The 14429-nt window shown below is 44.4% G+C and carries 18 protein-coding genes and 1 pseudogene; 5 read left to right on the top strand and 14 right to left on the bottom strand.

Annotated elements, in window-relative coordinates:
- The 14 genes and pseudogenes from AB7U21_RS03235 to AB7U21_RS03170 form a co-directional block, all read right to left on the bottom strand.
- Nucleotides 1-997 (bottom strand): annotated as a pseudogene (locus AB7U21_RS03235) (cobaltochelatase subunit CobN); the annotation flags it as partial.
- A 116-nt stretch (nucleotides 998-1113) separates the two neighbouring features.
- Nucleotides 1114-1476 (bottom strand): DUF2149 domain-containing protein, encoded by a 363-nt coding sequence (locus AB7U21_RS03230; RefSeq protein ID WP_333786926.1) that lies wholly within the window; start codon nucleotides 1474-1476, stop codon nucleotides 1114-1116.
- Nucleotides 1473-2096 carry a MotA/TolQ/ExbB proton channel family protein gene (locus tag AB7U21_RS03225; protein WP_333786927.1) on the bottom strand — a complete coding sequence of 208 codons (624 nt, stop codon included), beginning with the start codon at nucleotides 2094-2096 and terminating at the stop codon, nucleotides 1473-1475. Before AB7U21_RS03225 ends, AB7U21_RS03230 begins: the two co-directional genes overlap by 4 nt.
- 2 nt (nucleotides 2097-2098) lie before the next feature.
- Nucleotides 2099-2770, bottom strand: coding sequence for a DUF2162 domain-containing protein (locus AB7U21_RS03220; RefSeq protein WP_333786928.1), 672 nt, complete (start codon nucleotides 2768-2770; stop codon nucleotides 2099-2101).
- A gap of 458 nt (nucleotides 2771-3228) precedes the next feature.
- On the bottom strand, nucleotides 3229-3378 hold the full coding sequence (locus tag AB7U21_RS03215; RefSeq protein ID WP_333786929.1) for a 30S ribosomal protein S27ae: 150 nt from the start codon (nucleotides 3376-3378) through the stop codon (nucleotides 3229-3231).
- Between the two features lie 12 nt (nucleotides 3379-3390).
- Nucleotides 3391-3705: a 30S ribosomal protein S24e gene (locus AB7U21_RS03210; RefSeq protein ID WP_333786930.1), complete on the bottom strand. Its 315-nt coding sequence runs from the start codon at nucleotides 3703-3705 to the stop codon at nucleotides 3391-3393.
- Nucleotides 3695-4276 carry a GTP-dependent dephospho-CoA kinase family protein gene (locus tag AB7U21_RS03205; protein ID WP_333786931.1) on the bottom strand — a complete coding sequence of 194 codons (582 nt, stop codon included), beginning with the start codon at nucleotides 4274-4276 and terminating at the stop codon, nucleotides 3695-3697. The genes AB7U21_RS03210 and AB7U21_RS03205 overlap by 11 nt, the downstream gene beginning before the upstream one ends.
- Nucleotides 4277-4462, bottom strand: coding sequence for a transcription elongation factor subunit Spt4 (spt4, locus tag AB7U21_RS03200; RefSeq protein ID WP_333786932.1), 186 nt, complete (start codon nucleotides 4460-4462; stop codon nucleotides 4277-4279).
- A gap of 2 nt (nucleotides 4463-4464) precedes the next feature.
- A complete protein-coding gene (locus tag AB7U21_RS03195; protein ID WP_333786933.1) occupies nucleotides 4465-5037 on the bottom strand; it encodes a DNA-directed RNA polymerase in 573 nt (190 codons plus the stop codon).
- A gap of 68 nt (nucleotides 5038-5105) precedes the next feature.
- A complete protein-coding gene (locus AB7U21_RS03190; RefSeq protein ID WP_333786934.1) occupies nucleotides 5106-5474 on the bottom strand; it encodes a DNA-binding protein in 369 nt (122 codons plus the stop codon).
- A complete protein-coding gene (locus AB7U21_RS03185; RefSeq protein WP_333786935.1) occupies nucleotides 5471-6697 on the bottom strand; it encodes a translation initiation factor IF-2 subunit gamma in 1227 nt (408 codons plus the stop codon). The genes AB7U21_RS03190 and AB7U21_RS03185 overlap by 4 nt, the downstream gene beginning before the upstream one ends.
- Before the next feature lie 182 nt (nucleotides 6698-6879).
- Nucleotides 6880-8037: a formate--phosphoribosylaminoimidazolecarboxamide ligase family protein gene (locus tag AB7U21_RS03180; RefSeq protein ID WP_333786936.1), complete on the bottom strand. Its 1158-nt coding sequence runs from the start codon at nucleotides 8035-8037 to the stop codon at nucleotides 6880-6882.
- Nucleotides 8038-8110: 73 nt separating this feature from the next.
- The gene (locus tag AB7U21_RS03175; RefSeq protein WP_428386972.1) at nucleotides 8111-8725 is read right to left on the bottom strand and encodes a stage II sporulation protein M; all 615 of its coding nucleotides are present in this window, start codon (nucleotides 8723-8725) and stop codon (nucleotides 8111-8113) included.
- Nucleotides 8722-9573, bottom strand: coding sequence for a DUF63 family protein (locus AB7U21_RS03170; protein ID WP_428386970.1), 852 nt, complete (start codon nucleotides 9571-9573; stop codon nucleotides 8722-8724). Before AB7U21_RS03170 ends, AB7U21_RS03175 begins: the two co-directional genes overlap by 4 nt.
- Before the next feature lie 145 nt (nucleotides 9574-9718).
- Here AB7U21_RS03170 and AB7U21_RS03165 point away from each other — a divergent pair, with 145 nt between their 5' ends.
- The 5 genes from AB7U21_RS03165 to cfbD form a co-directional block, all read left to right on the top strand.
- Entirely contained in the window at nucleotides 9719-10786 is a 1068-nt protein-coding gene (locus tag AB7U21_RS03165) for an NAD(P)-dependent glycerol-1-phosphate dehydrogenase (protein WP_333786939.1), read from the top strand.
- Nucleotides 10787-10809: 23 nt separating this feature from the next.
- Nucleotides 10810-11259, top strand: a complete 450-nt coding sequence (locus tag AB7U21_RS03160; RefSeq protein ID WP_333786940.1) for a UPF0179 family protein — start codon at nucleotides 10810-10812, stop codon at nucleotides 11257-11259.
- A gap of 83 nt (nucleotides 11260-11342) precedes the next feature.
- The gene (locus AB7U21_RS03155; RefSeq protein ID WP_333786941.1) at nucleotides 11343-11966 is read left to right on the top strand and encodes a DUF2150 family protein; all 624 of its coding nucleotides are present in this window, start codon (nucleotides 11343-11345) and stop codon (nucleotides 11964-11966) included.
- A gap of 96 nt (nucleotides 11967-12062) precedes the next feature.
- Entirely contained in the window at nucleotides 12063-13469 is a 1407-nt protein-coding gene (cfbE, locus tag AB7U21_RS03150) for a coenzyme F430 synthase (RefSeq protein ID WP_333786942.1), read from the top strand.
- Nucleotides 13470-13611: 142 nt separating this feature from the next.
- On the top strand, nucleotides 13612-14429 hold an 818-nt coding region (gene cfbD, locus AB7U21_RS03145; RefSeq protein WP_428386966.1), incomplete at its 3' end, for a Ni-sirohydrochlorin a,c-diamide reductive cyclase catalytic subunit.

Raw genomic sequence — 14429 nt, 5'->3', positions numbered from 1 at the left:
CGGAGAACTTCTGCCCCATGAACTTCAGCATGTTGCCCATGTTGGTCTCTCCACCCTGCAGCCAGTATCTTTCAATATCAGTGTAATTGCCAGAATAGAGATCTACATTTGGCAGGGTGATGTTCTCGGAAAGATTGTAACCAATGACCATTGCCCCATTGGCTTTGGCGGCATTTATGCTGGTGACCCAGTTCGTAACAGTAGCCTCATCCCTGGATTCAATGAATATCATGGAATACCCGGAGAAGTCAAGATCCCGAGGTACAGTTTCACCCCTTGCAATAACGGTTGTACTCAGTTCTGAGGATATATCCGCTCCAGCCGCTGCACTATTAAGGGCAGCAGTATTAACATCCGTGCCCAGCACAAACAGGTACTTCACATCACCAGTACCAACTGAACTGCCACCTGTTGAACTGTTGTCAGTTGAGCCATCATCGGTGGGGCTTTCATCGCTATTAATGATCTCAGAAAGGTTGCTGTATTCTGTTGCAAGATATATGAGCAGGTTCTCTGCATTTGTGAGACCATCGCCGGTTGTGCCCATACTGTTGTAGTAGGTGCAGATAGTATCGTTGCCATCACCATCCGAAACATAATCAAAATATGAAGGTGCACTGCTTGTACGTATGCTCAGCAATGAAGCACCGTTGTCGTGTGCTGCCTGCAGGGTAGCATTTACTGCTCCGTTGTTGGAATTGTAGACCTTACTGCCTACCATATCACAGAATATGACATCCTGAGTTCCTAAAAATCCGCTTCCAACCGCAGAGAGCAGTTCATCGCTTGCAGAATATGAAGCATTGTATGCTGGAATATATGTGAAATCTATATATGCGCTGTACACATTTGTCTGACTTGCAGACTGTAACGCATCACTTGGCGTGTACGCGATGTAAGTTATGTTTATTTTCTCTCCGGCTGCCGATACCACTGTTGTGAGCGATGCTAACAACAATACACTTAATACTATTGTCAATATATAGTTCCGTTGCATGTTATCCCCCGATAACGTGTGCTGAGCACTTCGGATACATTGCTTGGCGGCGGTACCGAAGTGCATTATACATTCAGCATTCTGTTTTTTTGTTATACTCCACTTTTTGTAATCGATTAGGTAGTACTTTCGTTCCCATCATCAGGCACATACACAACTCTGCCATCCGCCAGTTTGTATGCTGTGCCCAGAACATCGCCAGTGCCTCCACCTATCTGGTCGGTAAGGTTCATCACTTCGATAGGCTGACCCTTTTCTTTTATGATGATCTTCATATCCTCCTGACCGGGGTTCTTCACAATGGTTATATCATCGGTGTTGCTAAGCAGTTCAGGTAACTGATAAGACATGACCAGTGCGATCAGCAAGGCCACAGAGAATACCATGGCTATATCGAAAAGATTTGCAACACCTGTTAGAGGATTGACCTCATCGGCATCATAGAGTAGACCTGTTCTCCTGAAACGTTTCTGTTTCATTCCTTTGCCTCCAGGCTATCGAGGATGTAATCGATATCTGCCATGTCCTGCCAGTACCATCTCTTCCTTACCTGCGTGAGCACATAAGAGATACTGCCTGCAAAAAGGCCTACAACTGTAGTTGCAAAGGCTATCATCAAGTTATTGGCAAGCTGCACAATATCACCCTGAGATAAGCCAATAAGGGCAGGTCCCAGAGGAATGAGGGTACCCATCAACCCAAGCATAGGTGCGACAGTTGATATGATACGTGTCTGCTCAAGTTTTTTTGCCATCTTTATTTCATATTCCTCGGAAAGCCACTCAATTGCAGGTACTCTGTTCTTTTCCAGATGACCGGCTGCAGCATGTGCAAAAGATGTAACTATAAAATTCTGTTTTATTTTTCGCAGAGCCTCTGCAGCAAAATTATAGTTGGATTCTTTGATACTATTTTGTACCTCAAGACATACACTTTCCAGATTATTGGTGTCCCTACTCCTTTTTGCATATTCGGATAGGAACTCGCCTATCATAATAAGAGAAAGCAGAGACATAAGTATCAGGATAATAACTACAGGATACAGCAAAGAGGATGAGAAAGTATAGAGTATAGAAAATATAGAGGAAGTAATAGTCATGTTTATACACTTCTCCGGCTTCCAATAACATATCCACATATAACTAATCCGGTAAGCACAAGTAAGGGAATGATATCCAGCTCTCCCCCTGTCGGAGGTATATTAAGCTGTTTTGACTTTATGTAAGCAGGTACGAGCATGGAACCAAGCAGATAGAATATACCCAGGAACATCATCACTGCCCCAAGGTCTTCCGGTGTACGATGCATTTTCCGGAATATCCACGTGGAAGATATGACTGTGATGAAAAAGACAGATCCTACCAATGCTCCAATTCTAAGCCCGCTCCATCCAAGTGTGGATGCAAGTATCATACTGGATACAAAGAGAGCAGTTAGGCACACAGGACATGGAACTGATATAAAAAGGAAAGTGCGTCTGGTAACGTCATGTCCACATGACCACTTCTTCTGAGTGTATATCCCTGCACCTATGAGGAGCAAGGCCACAACAACGTGCAGGGTCATGCCCATGCTGGTTATCACATCCAGATTGGACTGATCCACCATTCCTATAAGGCCGCCAAGAATTACGGAAATGACAAAGTAACTTGCAGCAATGATCAACACATCTCTTCTGTGGATATTGGAAAAACCACATCCTACGCCCGTTTTCAGGGCAAATATCATTATTCCCAACAGGATGCCAACAACTATAGCATAAACAGAATTCATTTTCTCCTTCCCTTTTTTCTTTTTGTTAGATAAGTTGCTGCTTTAATTACCTATATATGGTCTAAAGCAAATTTACAATTGTTAATACCCAGATATATGAAAATTTAAAACTGATGTTCATTCAGTTTTCAATTTCACATACATATTTAGATGTTACATACGTTTTTGATTTAGATAATAACTGGCACTACTTAAGCCTTCTTATATTTTTCGGCAGTTAGAAAGACAATATAAAATATATTAATTAGGTAGACGTACAAAATAAGCCTAAAAGTGTACGATAAAAAGTCTCAATAGCTAACGTAACATCTAAAACAATATTTTCTGTAGTCCCGTGAATAACTGAAAATCTATTTAGACCAACTATGAAAATAGAAGTATTCAATTTACTTTCAGTTGACCACTTAGTTTAGCAAGTATGCTGAACAAATTAAAATAAAGAAAAAAAGGTAAGAGATTTATTTCTTGAACTCGGTGTAACCGCATTTACCGCAGGTACGCCTGTCCTTATGTTCAGCAAGGAATACACCCTCTCCGCATCTTGGGCAGGCCTGGTGTGTCCTTTCGATCTTATCGCCGCTGACCTTATAGTAATCTTTTACTGCCATTGTTACACCTTTTTACTCTTCCACTGCTTCTGCTTTTTCCTCTGGTGACTCAGGCAGCTTGTTCCTCGCGAGGATATGTTCCTCTTCTATCTTTTTCATACGGGCAGCATCTTCATAGATCTTTGCATAACCGTTGAGCTTCTGCCTTCCGAAATCGTTCTTCATCCTCTGGATAACGACAAGTTCCAGTGGCACGTTCAGTAATGCTGCCATCTTGTTCTTTACGTCCATTCTTGCGGGAGTGGGCCCTTCGAAAGTTACCTCGAAGTTAAGCTCACGCCTGTTGAGAAGTACATTATTCTTATCCTCAATGATTTTAACATCCATTGAATTTCCTCCGAATATCTATCAAATTGTTCCTGTCTTCCTGCCCATGTATCATCTTGTCCAGCAGGTCAAGGATCTCTTCCTTTTTAGATCGTGTGATATTGACAAGCACCACCCCTTCATCCGGCTGCCCGTACAGCACAACCGAACCTTCAGGTGCAAGCAGTATTGCGGGCAATGCTGCAAGGTCCTCTTCGCCGCGCACGAATATTCGCACATGGTCCTTTGATCTTATTGCGTCATGGACCACATTTATCAGATCCTCGGTTATGACCCCGGGAGGATTATCCACGAATATTTCACTGAACCCTGTATGCTTTGTGCCCACTACTACGCGTGCCGACGCCGGCCCGCGTTTTGTCCGGTCATCAACGATAAGGATGTCCGGAATGATATTGGAATTGAGCAAGTGGAATGTAGTAACATCACCCACCGATATAAGTTTTGTGGGACTACCCAGGTCTTTGGAAAGCTTTTGTATTGTGTCATCACCGGTACCAGTGTAAAGGACACCAAAGGTCTTCCTTAACAAAGGACGCAGTTCTGCAGGCAGGTGTATCGTTTTCACCAATTACCGCACCTTCAGTGCATACCGATCAGCTACTTTGATCTCCATTTTCTGGGCTATCTCGGAAAGTTCTGGGTCCACAATTATCACCATGCCACTCCAATCACTACTAAGGTTACTGGAACTGCATACCAGGCACGTCTGGCCTGTGACTATCCTGTGGCACTCCCTACAAACCTGCTCTGCCATGTTCAAACCTCTTCCTGAGCATTGGATTTAGCCATCCTTTCCTCTTCGAGCCACTCCAGTTTACCCAAGGCATTCTGTCTCATAGTAAGACCGATCTTACTTTCCCTTGGTTCCCTTTCATTGATACTGAGCGCGACTATCCTGGTCCTCACCCTGTCACCTTCACCAAGGGAACGGGTTCCGGTTTTGCTCATAAGCCGGCCATTCTTTCCATCATATGACATGAAGTCATCTGTGATCTGGCTTACATGTAAGAGACCATCCATAGCGCCTATGCTGACAAAAGCCCCGAAATCAACGGTCTCAACAACTTCTCCTTCAACTACTTCCTGTATCATGGGTGAGAACACGATGGCATCGAAATCCACATCATAATAGACTGCACCATCGCCCACAAGGATGTGCCCTTCACCTACTTTTTCAATTTCCGTGATAGCAACGATGGCACCTATCTGCTTATCAAGCCTGCCTTCAAGCTTCTCCCTCAGTGCATTCTTAACATTGACCTGAACATCCCCACCCAAAAGATCAGGAGCTACCCGGATGGTATCTGAAAGCTTCATTTTCTTGTACATGCGATTATCTCCAAAAGCCCAGTTATCCTGCTATAAACCTATTTATATGTTATAATTTTTACTCTCGCTTATGACAATAATTCCAGACGGGTCCTTTGTCTGAGAGATATTACCCTGATGCCCATTTCCAGCAACCTCTTCTTAAGCCCGATATCATTTGTCAAAACTGCAGCCCCGGTATCATCTGCAAGGGACACGATGATATCATCGGCATGCCCTTCCATGGGAACAAGTTCGCACCTCTGTGCCAGAGACTTACCTACCTTTGCAGCTATGCGATCCTGACCCCTTGCTGTTGTAACAAGCTTCTCCAGCTCATTTAGCACGGCCAGAGGAACAATGAAATGATCAAAACCCAGCCTGTGTAATTCACTGAATATGTCTACATTGAATTGCACAGGTATCATCAGAGCATTCGTGTCGATTATCACCTTCAAGACCTTATGACTCCCACACCTATCAGGCGCCATCTCGAACCTATCCTTCTGCTGATAGCCACCATTGAACCGGCACTGGCACATACCGGTCTCTTGAGCTTCACTTCAGCAACGTTCTTCCTTGCACTGGTGACCACACCCACAGTAGTGGCCGTGCCCACATTAAGCATAAGTGGCTCGCTGGTTCTGATAGAACCTATCTCTGCTTCATCTATCACACCTACTACCCGTTCAAGCAGATTTAGCTCAAGAGTGAATACATCACGGGTAGGTGGTAAAGTTCCGGGTTTCCCTGCTACCTGTCCCACAAGGGAATCACTCTTGGTGATGGCAGGGTCCAGTGCAGTACCTACAGCAAGCAGTCCTCCCGGGGTGGCTTTGTCTACGGGGTCCTTACCTGCAAAGAGCATTGAGATCTTAGTGATTATAGGAACCCATCTGGTAGTCCCTTCACTTTCCAGCTTATAGCCTGGCCTAATCTCAAGATCTTCACCTATGGCTAAGACACCTTCTGTCAGAGTTCCACCGATCACACCACCCTTGATCTTGTCTATAGGAGTTCCCGGCTTGTTGATATCAAAAGAACGTGCGATAAGCATCTGTGCCGGTTTGTCGATCTTATATTCGGGGGTTGGGATATGCTCTTCCATTGCCTGGAGCAGAGCGTCGATATTTATGTTCTGCTGAGCAGATACGGGAATTATCGGAGCGTTCTCTGCCACGGTGCCTTTCACAAATCTCTTGATCTGTTTATAGTGATCTATTACCTCTTCTTTAGATACCAGATCGATCTTATTCTGGACTATGACAAGATTCTTGATACCGATAATGTTCAAAGCCATCAGATGTTCTTTAGTCTGTGGCTGGGGGCATTCCTCGTTCGCAGCGATCACAAGAATGGCACCATCCATTATAGCCGCTCCGGAAAGCATTGTAGCCATCAGGGTCTCGTGCCCGGGAGCATCTACAAAAGAAATAGTGCGCACTTCTTCTGAAGGCTCCCCACATCCCGGACAGGTCTCTTGTACAGTGTAACATTGTGGCTCAGGGCAGTTAGGGCATTTTCTGATAGTAGTATCTGCATACCCTAACCTGATAGATATTCCGCGCTTCATCTCTTCACTGTGTGTATCTGTCCACACGCCAGATAATGCGCTCACTAAAGTGGTTTTTCCATGATCGACATGACCTACCATGCCAATATTAATGCAAGGTTGACTCAATTACTGATTTCCCTCCGATGGGCAAATATTATAAAAGTACGTAGCAATGCTTGCAATCGGTCTTATGACCGGATGATATCTTGCTCCAGACCGTTGTTATCATTTGGTTACTGATATTTAAATGATTTCAACGTTTTAGTAATGTCTACATATTAAATCTACTTATCTATACATAAAAGAGCTCAAGTCACAATGCGACCCAACTCTCCCATCTCAATTGCTCTTCTTATTTCAAAAGCTATGCGTCTTCCCGTACTCATGTTCTTTCTCCAGATGGTATTACCATAAGGATGGCCCACTGACATGTGTACATTGGTCCCGCCGCCAACTCTGGGTGCGACATCATAGATATAGAAATTAAGGTCCTTATCTATACAGGTCTGCAGGCAGAACGGCCCTATTATGCCGGGATCATAGTGTTTACTGGCTGCCTTGATATACTTCTCGGCCAGCATGAACACATCCTCCAGCAGGGACTCGCGCAATGTGGAAGAATTATGTCCGCACACAGTATATTCAGGGGTCAGCTGGTGCTCTGCCAGAGTGATCTGCTGGGGTGCAGGCAGACGGACATGACCGTCCAGGCTGGTCTCAAAACGCCAGTCTATGCCAAGTATCTCAAGTTTGCTCATTTCTTCCTCGATGGGAGAATAGAACATATCGAAGTTGAACACCGGACCGATAACGTATCTCTCGATCCTTGCATTGTCCAAAGCTTCCCGCGTGATAACGCCTTGCTTAAGCAATGCTTCTGATTTCTTCAGGTATTCTTCATAAGTTGCAGCTGTGAAGAAACCTCTTTCCAGCTTCTTGACAGCATGCGGAAGTTTCACTATGGAGAGCTCTTCGATATCCTGGGGATCATTGATCCTTTCAGGGAAAGGAAGACCGGCCTTCTCCAGTAGCCAATAATAGTCGCGATCAATACCCCTTTCCTCGCTTCTGAGCATATTCCTGCTGCCTACTAGAGGCACAGAAAAGTCATTCTCTACCTCATCTATCCCGCAGTATGAAGTAAAGGACCTGTTAGGAATGAAAAGGATGTTCTGATCACGCAGCATCTGCTGGTTTTGAGGAAGCAGCACTTCATTGAACTTCTTCAACACCAAAGTCTCGTCCACAATTCCACGTTTTACCCTTCCGTATGCATCCCTCTGGGCCTTGAAATAATGGGAATATGTTTTCTCCCTTCCCTGCTGACATATAGCGAATGTGCGGAAATCCTCCTCCACGGCACCGTCAAATACATCTAATGCAGAGTGAGAAGCAACTGCTCCGATCTTGATCTTATCGGGATCGTAATCCTGAACGATATCTATGATCTCTTTTCTGTCTATCATCTTATACCCTCTCTTGTCTTCACACATATCAATGAACTATATAGGCTTTGCGTAGTTCCCTTTCACTTGTTCTTCACATCTGGCTCAGCAGGCCGATAATAACCGAAGTTATAAAAGTTTCCACTGCAGCTGCTACTAAAAGCAACGGCATGATCCAGTAGAAAAAGAACTTGACACCGGTGATAATTTCTTCTTTTAAGTGTACCGATTTCCCCTTAAGAGAAGCAAGTCCTTTAAACCCAAGCCTCAGACCAATAGCAGCGGATATAACTACCATCGGTATTTCAATGATGCCGTGGGGCAGAATACCAGCCACTAAATAAAGAGAACCTTGCTCCATTATGATCTTATGACTAAAAATACCCAGGAAGTAGCCGTTGTACGCAATGAAAAGGAAGGGCACTATCCCAAGGCCAACGCCAAGTACCAGTATGAGCAAGCTTTTCAGGGCATTGTTCAGGAAGATAAGGAACATTATCTCGATCAGAGACAGGTTTTTCAATAGCTCCACAAGTCCTTCAAGCTCCTCCAAGGACCTTACAACCATGTCAGGGTACATAATGGCAGTTATATATCCTATAACTGCAGATATCAAGAACAATAGGAACATGCACCCTATTTCTTTGCGAATGCCCCTTATGTATTGTAATGCTTGTTCTTTATTGCTGATATTGGACATTTTCATCATATCCCGAAAAACATACGTATAGTGTTCCTGCATGCCGGTGAGAGGCCGAGTACGAGGATCACCATTTTTACAAAGGTCCGCAGGTTGCGGGACTCATCATCTTCATTGAAATTAGTATCTATTATATACAGCACAGGAATAAAAATGGCCAGTTTCAACGGATACATCACAAATGCTGTTCCTGTGAGATCGATGAGATAAGAAGGCAATACGTGCTTTTCATAGTATCCCAGCATATCCACTCCTATGAACGTGGAGGAAGCATCCAGCATGTGGGCTCCGAGTATGGATATGTTCAATCGGTCCGTAAGTATTCCAAAATCTATCTTCTTTGCTATAAAATAAACAAATAATGTGATCAATGTACCCAGGCCAAGGATATAGATCAGTACCGCAGGAAGAACTACCGTTTGAATGCTAAGGAGCACTGATATGTTCAACAAGAACCAGAAAGTGCCCATGGATGCGAAAATGGTTTCCATGCTCTTTCCAGTCCATTTTTCACTGATCGCCTTAGCTATGACCAGACATCCCAACGTAATAAAAAAAACAACAAAATATATGATTGGGGTTATCAGGAAGAAACTGAAAGGTTGTTGTATGGCTCCTGCATCTTCGAGGACCCGCATGGAAGATCCGGCAAGTACAAAAGGCACTATTGAGGCTATGAACCTGTTATCTGCCTGTATATCCAGTTTTTTAAGCAGTTTGACAACTGCAAATATACATAATCCAAGTATGATGGCCCATGTAAGGGTGTTGACTATGTTATAACCCTCATCGTGCAGGATAGGGTCTATATAATATGTGTTTATAAATCCTGAAACCTTATCTATATACGAAGTCATTGAACCTCAAATGTTTATGTGATACTACAGGAATATCCTAATAGAATTAATGTTTAATAACTTCTGTCATCAAAAACGTTTCAACTAAAATGCAGTGCATAATTCAGTTACAAAACGACCGTACAAAACTATTGCAGGTATTCAAGTGATCCCACCCAGAGAAGAGAAAACCAAATGGATGCAATTACCCAGAGATATAGTAATAGGGCACGGAATCATCAGAGAAGTAAAAAGTGTCTGTGATGATCTCAAGCTGGCCAATAATCCCCTGATAGTAACAGGAAAGTATACCCGGAACATAGCCGGAGATATCGTATATGACATGCTGGCAGACGCAGGTGTCGATCCAAGTGTGATAACGATCAAATCAGCCACAACGGAAGAAGTTGAACGCGTTAAAGAAGTTGCCCTTTATAATAATTCCAATTACCTGCTGGGTGTTGGCAGCGGCAAATCCATTGACGTGGCTAAACTGGCAGCCACCGAACTGGACCTTCCGTTCATCAGTGTCCCTACGGCAGCTTCACATGACGGAATTGTTTCTTCTAGGGCTTCCATACATGATGGAAAGAGGGTCACCTCCGTGGAAGCAAATGCTCCCATGGCAGTCATTGCAGATACAGAGATCATCGCAAATGCCCCATACAGGCTTCTGGCAGCCGGTTGCGCAGACATCATCTCGAATTACACTGCAGTGAGCGACTGGGAACTGGCTTACAGGCTGAGAAATGAGCCATTCAGTGAATATGCTGCTGCTCTTTCCCGGATGACGGCAAAAATAGTGCTTGACTCCGTCGATTCCATAAAACCGGAGCTTGAGAGTTCAGTGAGGATAGTGGTAAAGGCACTTGTATCAAGCGGCGTTGCCATGAGCATTGCAGGATCTTCACGGCCTGCATCAGGTTCTGAACACATGTTCAGCCATGCTCTTGATATGGTGGCCCCGAAACCTGCACTGCATGGGGAACAATGTGGTGTGGGAACTATCATGATGATGTACCTGCACGGAGGCGACTGGGAACGCATCAGGAACGGACTGAAAAAACTGCATGCTCCTACTACTGCTGCAGAGCTGGGCATTGAAGATAAATATATATTGGAGGCTCTGCTTCTAGCACATACAATTCGTCCGGAAAGATATACGATACTCGGTTCAGGCCTTACCCCTGAAGCTGCCGAGAGAGTGGCAAAGATTACTAAAGTAATAGAATGATTCAGATCCAGGTGTGTGTTGATATGGTCGAGGTAGATACTACAATAACCCTTATTGGATCCAGGCTTGCTAAAGAAGGCATGGAGTTCATATTCGAAGGGGAGTCTAACGAGTGCAATAAATGTAAGCTCAAGAACACATGTTTAAACCTTGAAAAAGGACGCAGGTATAAAGTGGTCAGGATAAAGACCCCTTCGATACATGAATGTTTCCTTCACGACGGTGGAGTAATAGCAGTAGAAGTAGTGAAATCTCCGGTAGTGGCGATCCTTGATTCCAGGAAAGCCATCCGAGGCGCTAAGATCAGCTATGAGCCTCCGAAATGCAGCGACGTCCCAGATGACATGTATGATCTGTTCTTCCCGGAAGGACTGCGCACAGGAGACAAATGCACCATAACTGATATTCTGGATAATATTGAAGATGGGGACATATGTGCCACTCCACTGAAGAAGGTAGAATTGCAGTTATGAAAATTGAAGTGACATTAATGCGAATGTCTTTTATACTACTAACGGAATGCTAAGAACATAGCGTAACCTAAAAGAGGTGTTTGATGTCTGATACGGAAACAGAGATCCTTTCCCATGAGTTTTATACCAGGGAACGATGGAACAACTGGATAAACCAGGTGAAAGAGAGTGGTTTTGAGTTCAAGGAATCTGATGAACCACAAGATAAGGACAGTGCGGTTTTCATCAACATGGAGGACGACATCATCCTTGCATGCCTGAAAGTAGTAGCTAAGCTCGATAAAGAGCTCATCTCCGCAGAATCTGCCTTCCACTCGATCTCTCAGATAAAAGATATCGCCCTTGAAGAAATTGAACATATATCCGATGATATAGATATGATGATCGCTTCAATGCAGACATCACTTATCGGAACCTTTGCTGCTTTTGAATGTTATATAGGACAGGACTACAACAAAAAGGCAAGAATACCCACCCTGCTGAAACAGGCACTAGAAGCAGAGGCAGCCGACAATATAGAGATCTCACTGGATAAGGTAGCACAGATCGGTGCATTGATCATTAACGGACGTAAGTTACCCGATGATATAATGGAAGACATCCCTTACGGATTTGTAGCTGAGTGGATGGATGGGATCGATTCCATTGCCGCCGCCATGATGGGAAGTGACAGTTACAAGAACGACGAAGCTGACGACGATAGTTGAGATCATATTTAGACCGGCTTTGACCGGCCAATCTTTTTCTTTTAGTTTACCAGGCCATCGTTGCACTTATCTAGAAGTAAAGTGCTTTTCCGGGATATGTACTGTCGCCTTACCGACCCGGCAATAAAGAATATAGCTGTTCTTGACATGACACATGGCGGTGTTATCATTGCCCGCAAGCTCAAAGAGCTGGGCTTTAATGTGACAGGTGTGGATGTTTATGGAACGCTTTCTTCTGAACAATGCAATGCTTTGGAGATAGATGGTATATGGGTGTCGGAAAAGAACTGCTCTATTGAGGAGACGGATCTTATAATAAGCCCTGTTCACCTTTATCCCGACCATATTATGCTGCATCAGGCCGAAGAAAAACATGTTCCCGTAATATCTCATCACAGAGCTGTTGGAGAGATCATGAAAATTAAATATGAAAGTGATCATCCACTCATGATCGAGGTCACGGGCACCAAGGCAAAGACCAGTACTGCTTCCCTGCTTGCTGACATGATCTCAAGGAAGCTTACTGTTGTGCTACACACTTCCAGAGGACTAGAGCTATGGGAAGATGGTATGTGCGAGGTGATCCATAAAGGTCTTAGCATTGCTCCGGGTAGTATCCTAGATGCAATGGATATTGCAGGATCGCTCGGAAGGGAGATAGATGCGTATATTTTTGAGATATCACTGGGAGTTACAGGATATGGGAATGTTGGCATCATCACCACCCTTGACATGGATTACATGATCGCAGGCAAAACATCCATGGCAAGTGAGGCAAAAGTAAGGTCTCTGCTAAACTATTCTTCAAAAGCACTTATCGTACTCAATGAGAACTGCAGGAAAGCATTAGAACAATTGGATAGATCCCTTGGAACAGAAAACATAACTACCTTCTGTATCATGGAAAATGAAGAAAGCAGAACTTCAGATGCTGACCATTTTCTGAACATGCATAAAAACAGTTTCTCTATTACAAGCGGGAAAGGATATATCGAATTGTTCCCTGCAGATGGATATGATGCAAGGTCATACATCACAGCTTTTGCTGCATCCTGTGTCACAGCTCTTGAAATAGATGTACCACTGGAAAATATAAAAAATACCATTCAACAGTTCAGGGGTTTGCAGGGCAGGATGCAGGAGATGACAAAAGAGGACATCAGGATCCTGGATAATTCTAACTCTGGTATGGACATAGTTTCTGTGGAAAAAGCACTGGACCTGAGTTTAAAAAGAAAGCGAAAGGTGATAATGGTGCTTGGTGAAGAGGCTGCACAGGTATGCGAAGGCCTTCCGCCGGAGGGTGTTGCTGATCTGATCAGCCGCAGGCTGGCAGATATGGAGGAACTGATACTGGTAGGCGAGAGGATGAAGCCCCTGGCAACCGGAAATATCCATTATGCAGAGAGCTTGGACATGGGAAGAATGTGGGCAATGGGAATTGCCAGAAAAAAGAGAGCTGATGAAGTTACTGTTGCTCTGTGTGTGAAGTGCTTCCGGTGAAAATAGGGAGCTTGTTACATAAAACAGCCCTTTTATATCAGAAGGCTGTAGTATAGTGCAAAAGTATCATTTGAATAAGTGTAAAAAATCATACTTCTTTAAGTAAATATCATAACGATCATATGACACCATGGAGAATAGCATGGCTGCGAATGACATATCTATAATACACCCCAGACCGAGTTCGATAGTTGCTGCCCTGTACACCCTTAGGGATCTGAATGTGGATGTTGCCATATTGCATGGCCCTCCGGGATGCTCTTTTAAGCATGCGAGACTTCTCGAAGAAGACGGGATACATGTAGTTACCACGGCCCTAGATGAGAACGGTTTTGTATTTGGAGGGCGCAGGGAGCTTTCCTCTGTGCTTGAAAAGGTCAATGAGATGTTCCATCCGAAACTGATAGGCGTTGTTGGGACGTGTGCCAGCATGATCATTGGAGAAGAACTGCACGAGCCGGTGATGGATGCAGATCTGGACGTACCGGTGATAGAGGTTGAGGTCCATGCAGGATATGCAAATAATACAAAAGGAGTGCTGATCACTCTGGAATCTGCGCTGGACATAGGTGTTATCGACAGGGAAGAGTTCGAGCGGCAGAAAGTGCTCCTGGAAGAAGCAACGGAAGTGGAAAAGCGCCACGGTGCAGCCAGCAAGGAATACCTGGCACCTTCAAGAGGAGACCTGAAGTACAAGGTGGCACAGCGTATCATAGAGTTGCTGAAGGAAGGCAAGAAAGGCCTTGTAATAATGAACGCCAAGAAGGAGACAGGCTATATGTTCGCGGACATAAATGTCGCTGTTCACGAAGTTGCATCCCGGCTGGGAGTATCTGGAAATGTGGTGAATATGGCAAACCTGGATGAGTCACTCGGCCTGCCCCGGGTGAGGGACCATGCCCGTAATATCATGCACGACCTGAAGGAAAAAGGTGTTCAGATCCACGATATCACAGGAGG

Origin of the sequence: Methanomethylovorans sp. (assembly GCF_050177135.1) — an archaeon.
GTDB lineage: Archaea > Halobacteriota > Methanosarcinia > Methanosarcinales > Methanosarcinaceae > Methanomethylovorans.
The sequence above is the reverse complement of the archived record's forward strand: the minus strand, read 5'-3'. Positions and strand labels throughout refer to the sequence as shown.

Excerpts from the sequence above, each read along its gene's own strand:
- AB7U21_RS03195 (WP_333786933.1), bottom strand. The coding sequence starts at position 5,037 with ATGTACAAGAAAATGAAGCTTTCAGATACCATCCGGGTAGCTCCTGAT.
- AB7U21_RS03160 (WP_333786940.1), top strand. The coding sequence starts at position 10,810 with ATGGTCGAGGTAGATACTACAATAACCCTTATTGGATCCAGGCTTGCT.
- AB7U21_RS03215 (WP_333786929.1), bottom strand. The coding sequence starts at position 3,378 with ATGGCAGTAAAAGATTACTATAAGGTCAGCGGCGATAAGATCGAAAGG.
- AB7U21_RS03225 (WP_333786927.1), bottom strand. The coding sequence starts at position 2,096 with ATGACTATTACTTCCTCTATATTTTCTATACTCTATACTTTCTCATCC.
- AB7U21_RS03175 (WP_428386972.1), bottom strand. The coding sequence starts at position 8,725 with ATGATGAAAATGTCCAATATCAGCAATAAAGAACAAGCATTACAATAC.
- AB7U21_RS03220 (WP_333786928.1), bottom strand. The coding sequence starts at position 2,770 with ATGAATTCTGTTTATGCTATAGTTGTTGGCATCCTGTTGGGAATAATG.
- AB7U21_RS03170 (WP_428386970.1), bottom strand. The coding sequence starts at position 9,573 with ATGACTTCGTATATAGATAAGGTTTCAGGATTTATAAACACATATTAT.
- AB7U21_RS03230 (WP_333786926.1), bottom strand. The coding sequence starts at position 1,476 with ATGAAACAGAAACGTTTCAGGAGAACAGGTCTACTCTATGATGCCGAT.
- AB7U21_RS03155 (WP_333786941.1), top strand. The coding sequence starts at position 11,343 with ATGTCTGATACGGAAACAGAGATCCTTTCCCATGAGTTTTATACCAGG.
- cfbE (WP_333786942.1), top strand. The coding sequence starts at position 12,063 with ATGTACTGTCGCCTTACCGACCCGGCAATAAAGAATATAGCTGTTCTT.
- AB7U21_RS03180 (WP_333786936.1), bottom strand. The coding sequence starts at position 8,037 with ATGATAGACAGAAAAGAGATCATAGATATCGTTCAGGATTACGATCCC.
- spt4 (WP_333786932.1), bottom strand. The coding sequence starts at position 4,462 with ATGGCAGAGCAGGTTTGTAGGGAGTGCCACAGGATAGTCACAGGCCAG.
- AB7U21_RS03210 (WP_333786930.1), bottom strand. The coding sequence starts at position 3,705 with ATGGATGTTAAAATCATTGAGGATAAGAATAATGTACTTCTCAACAGG.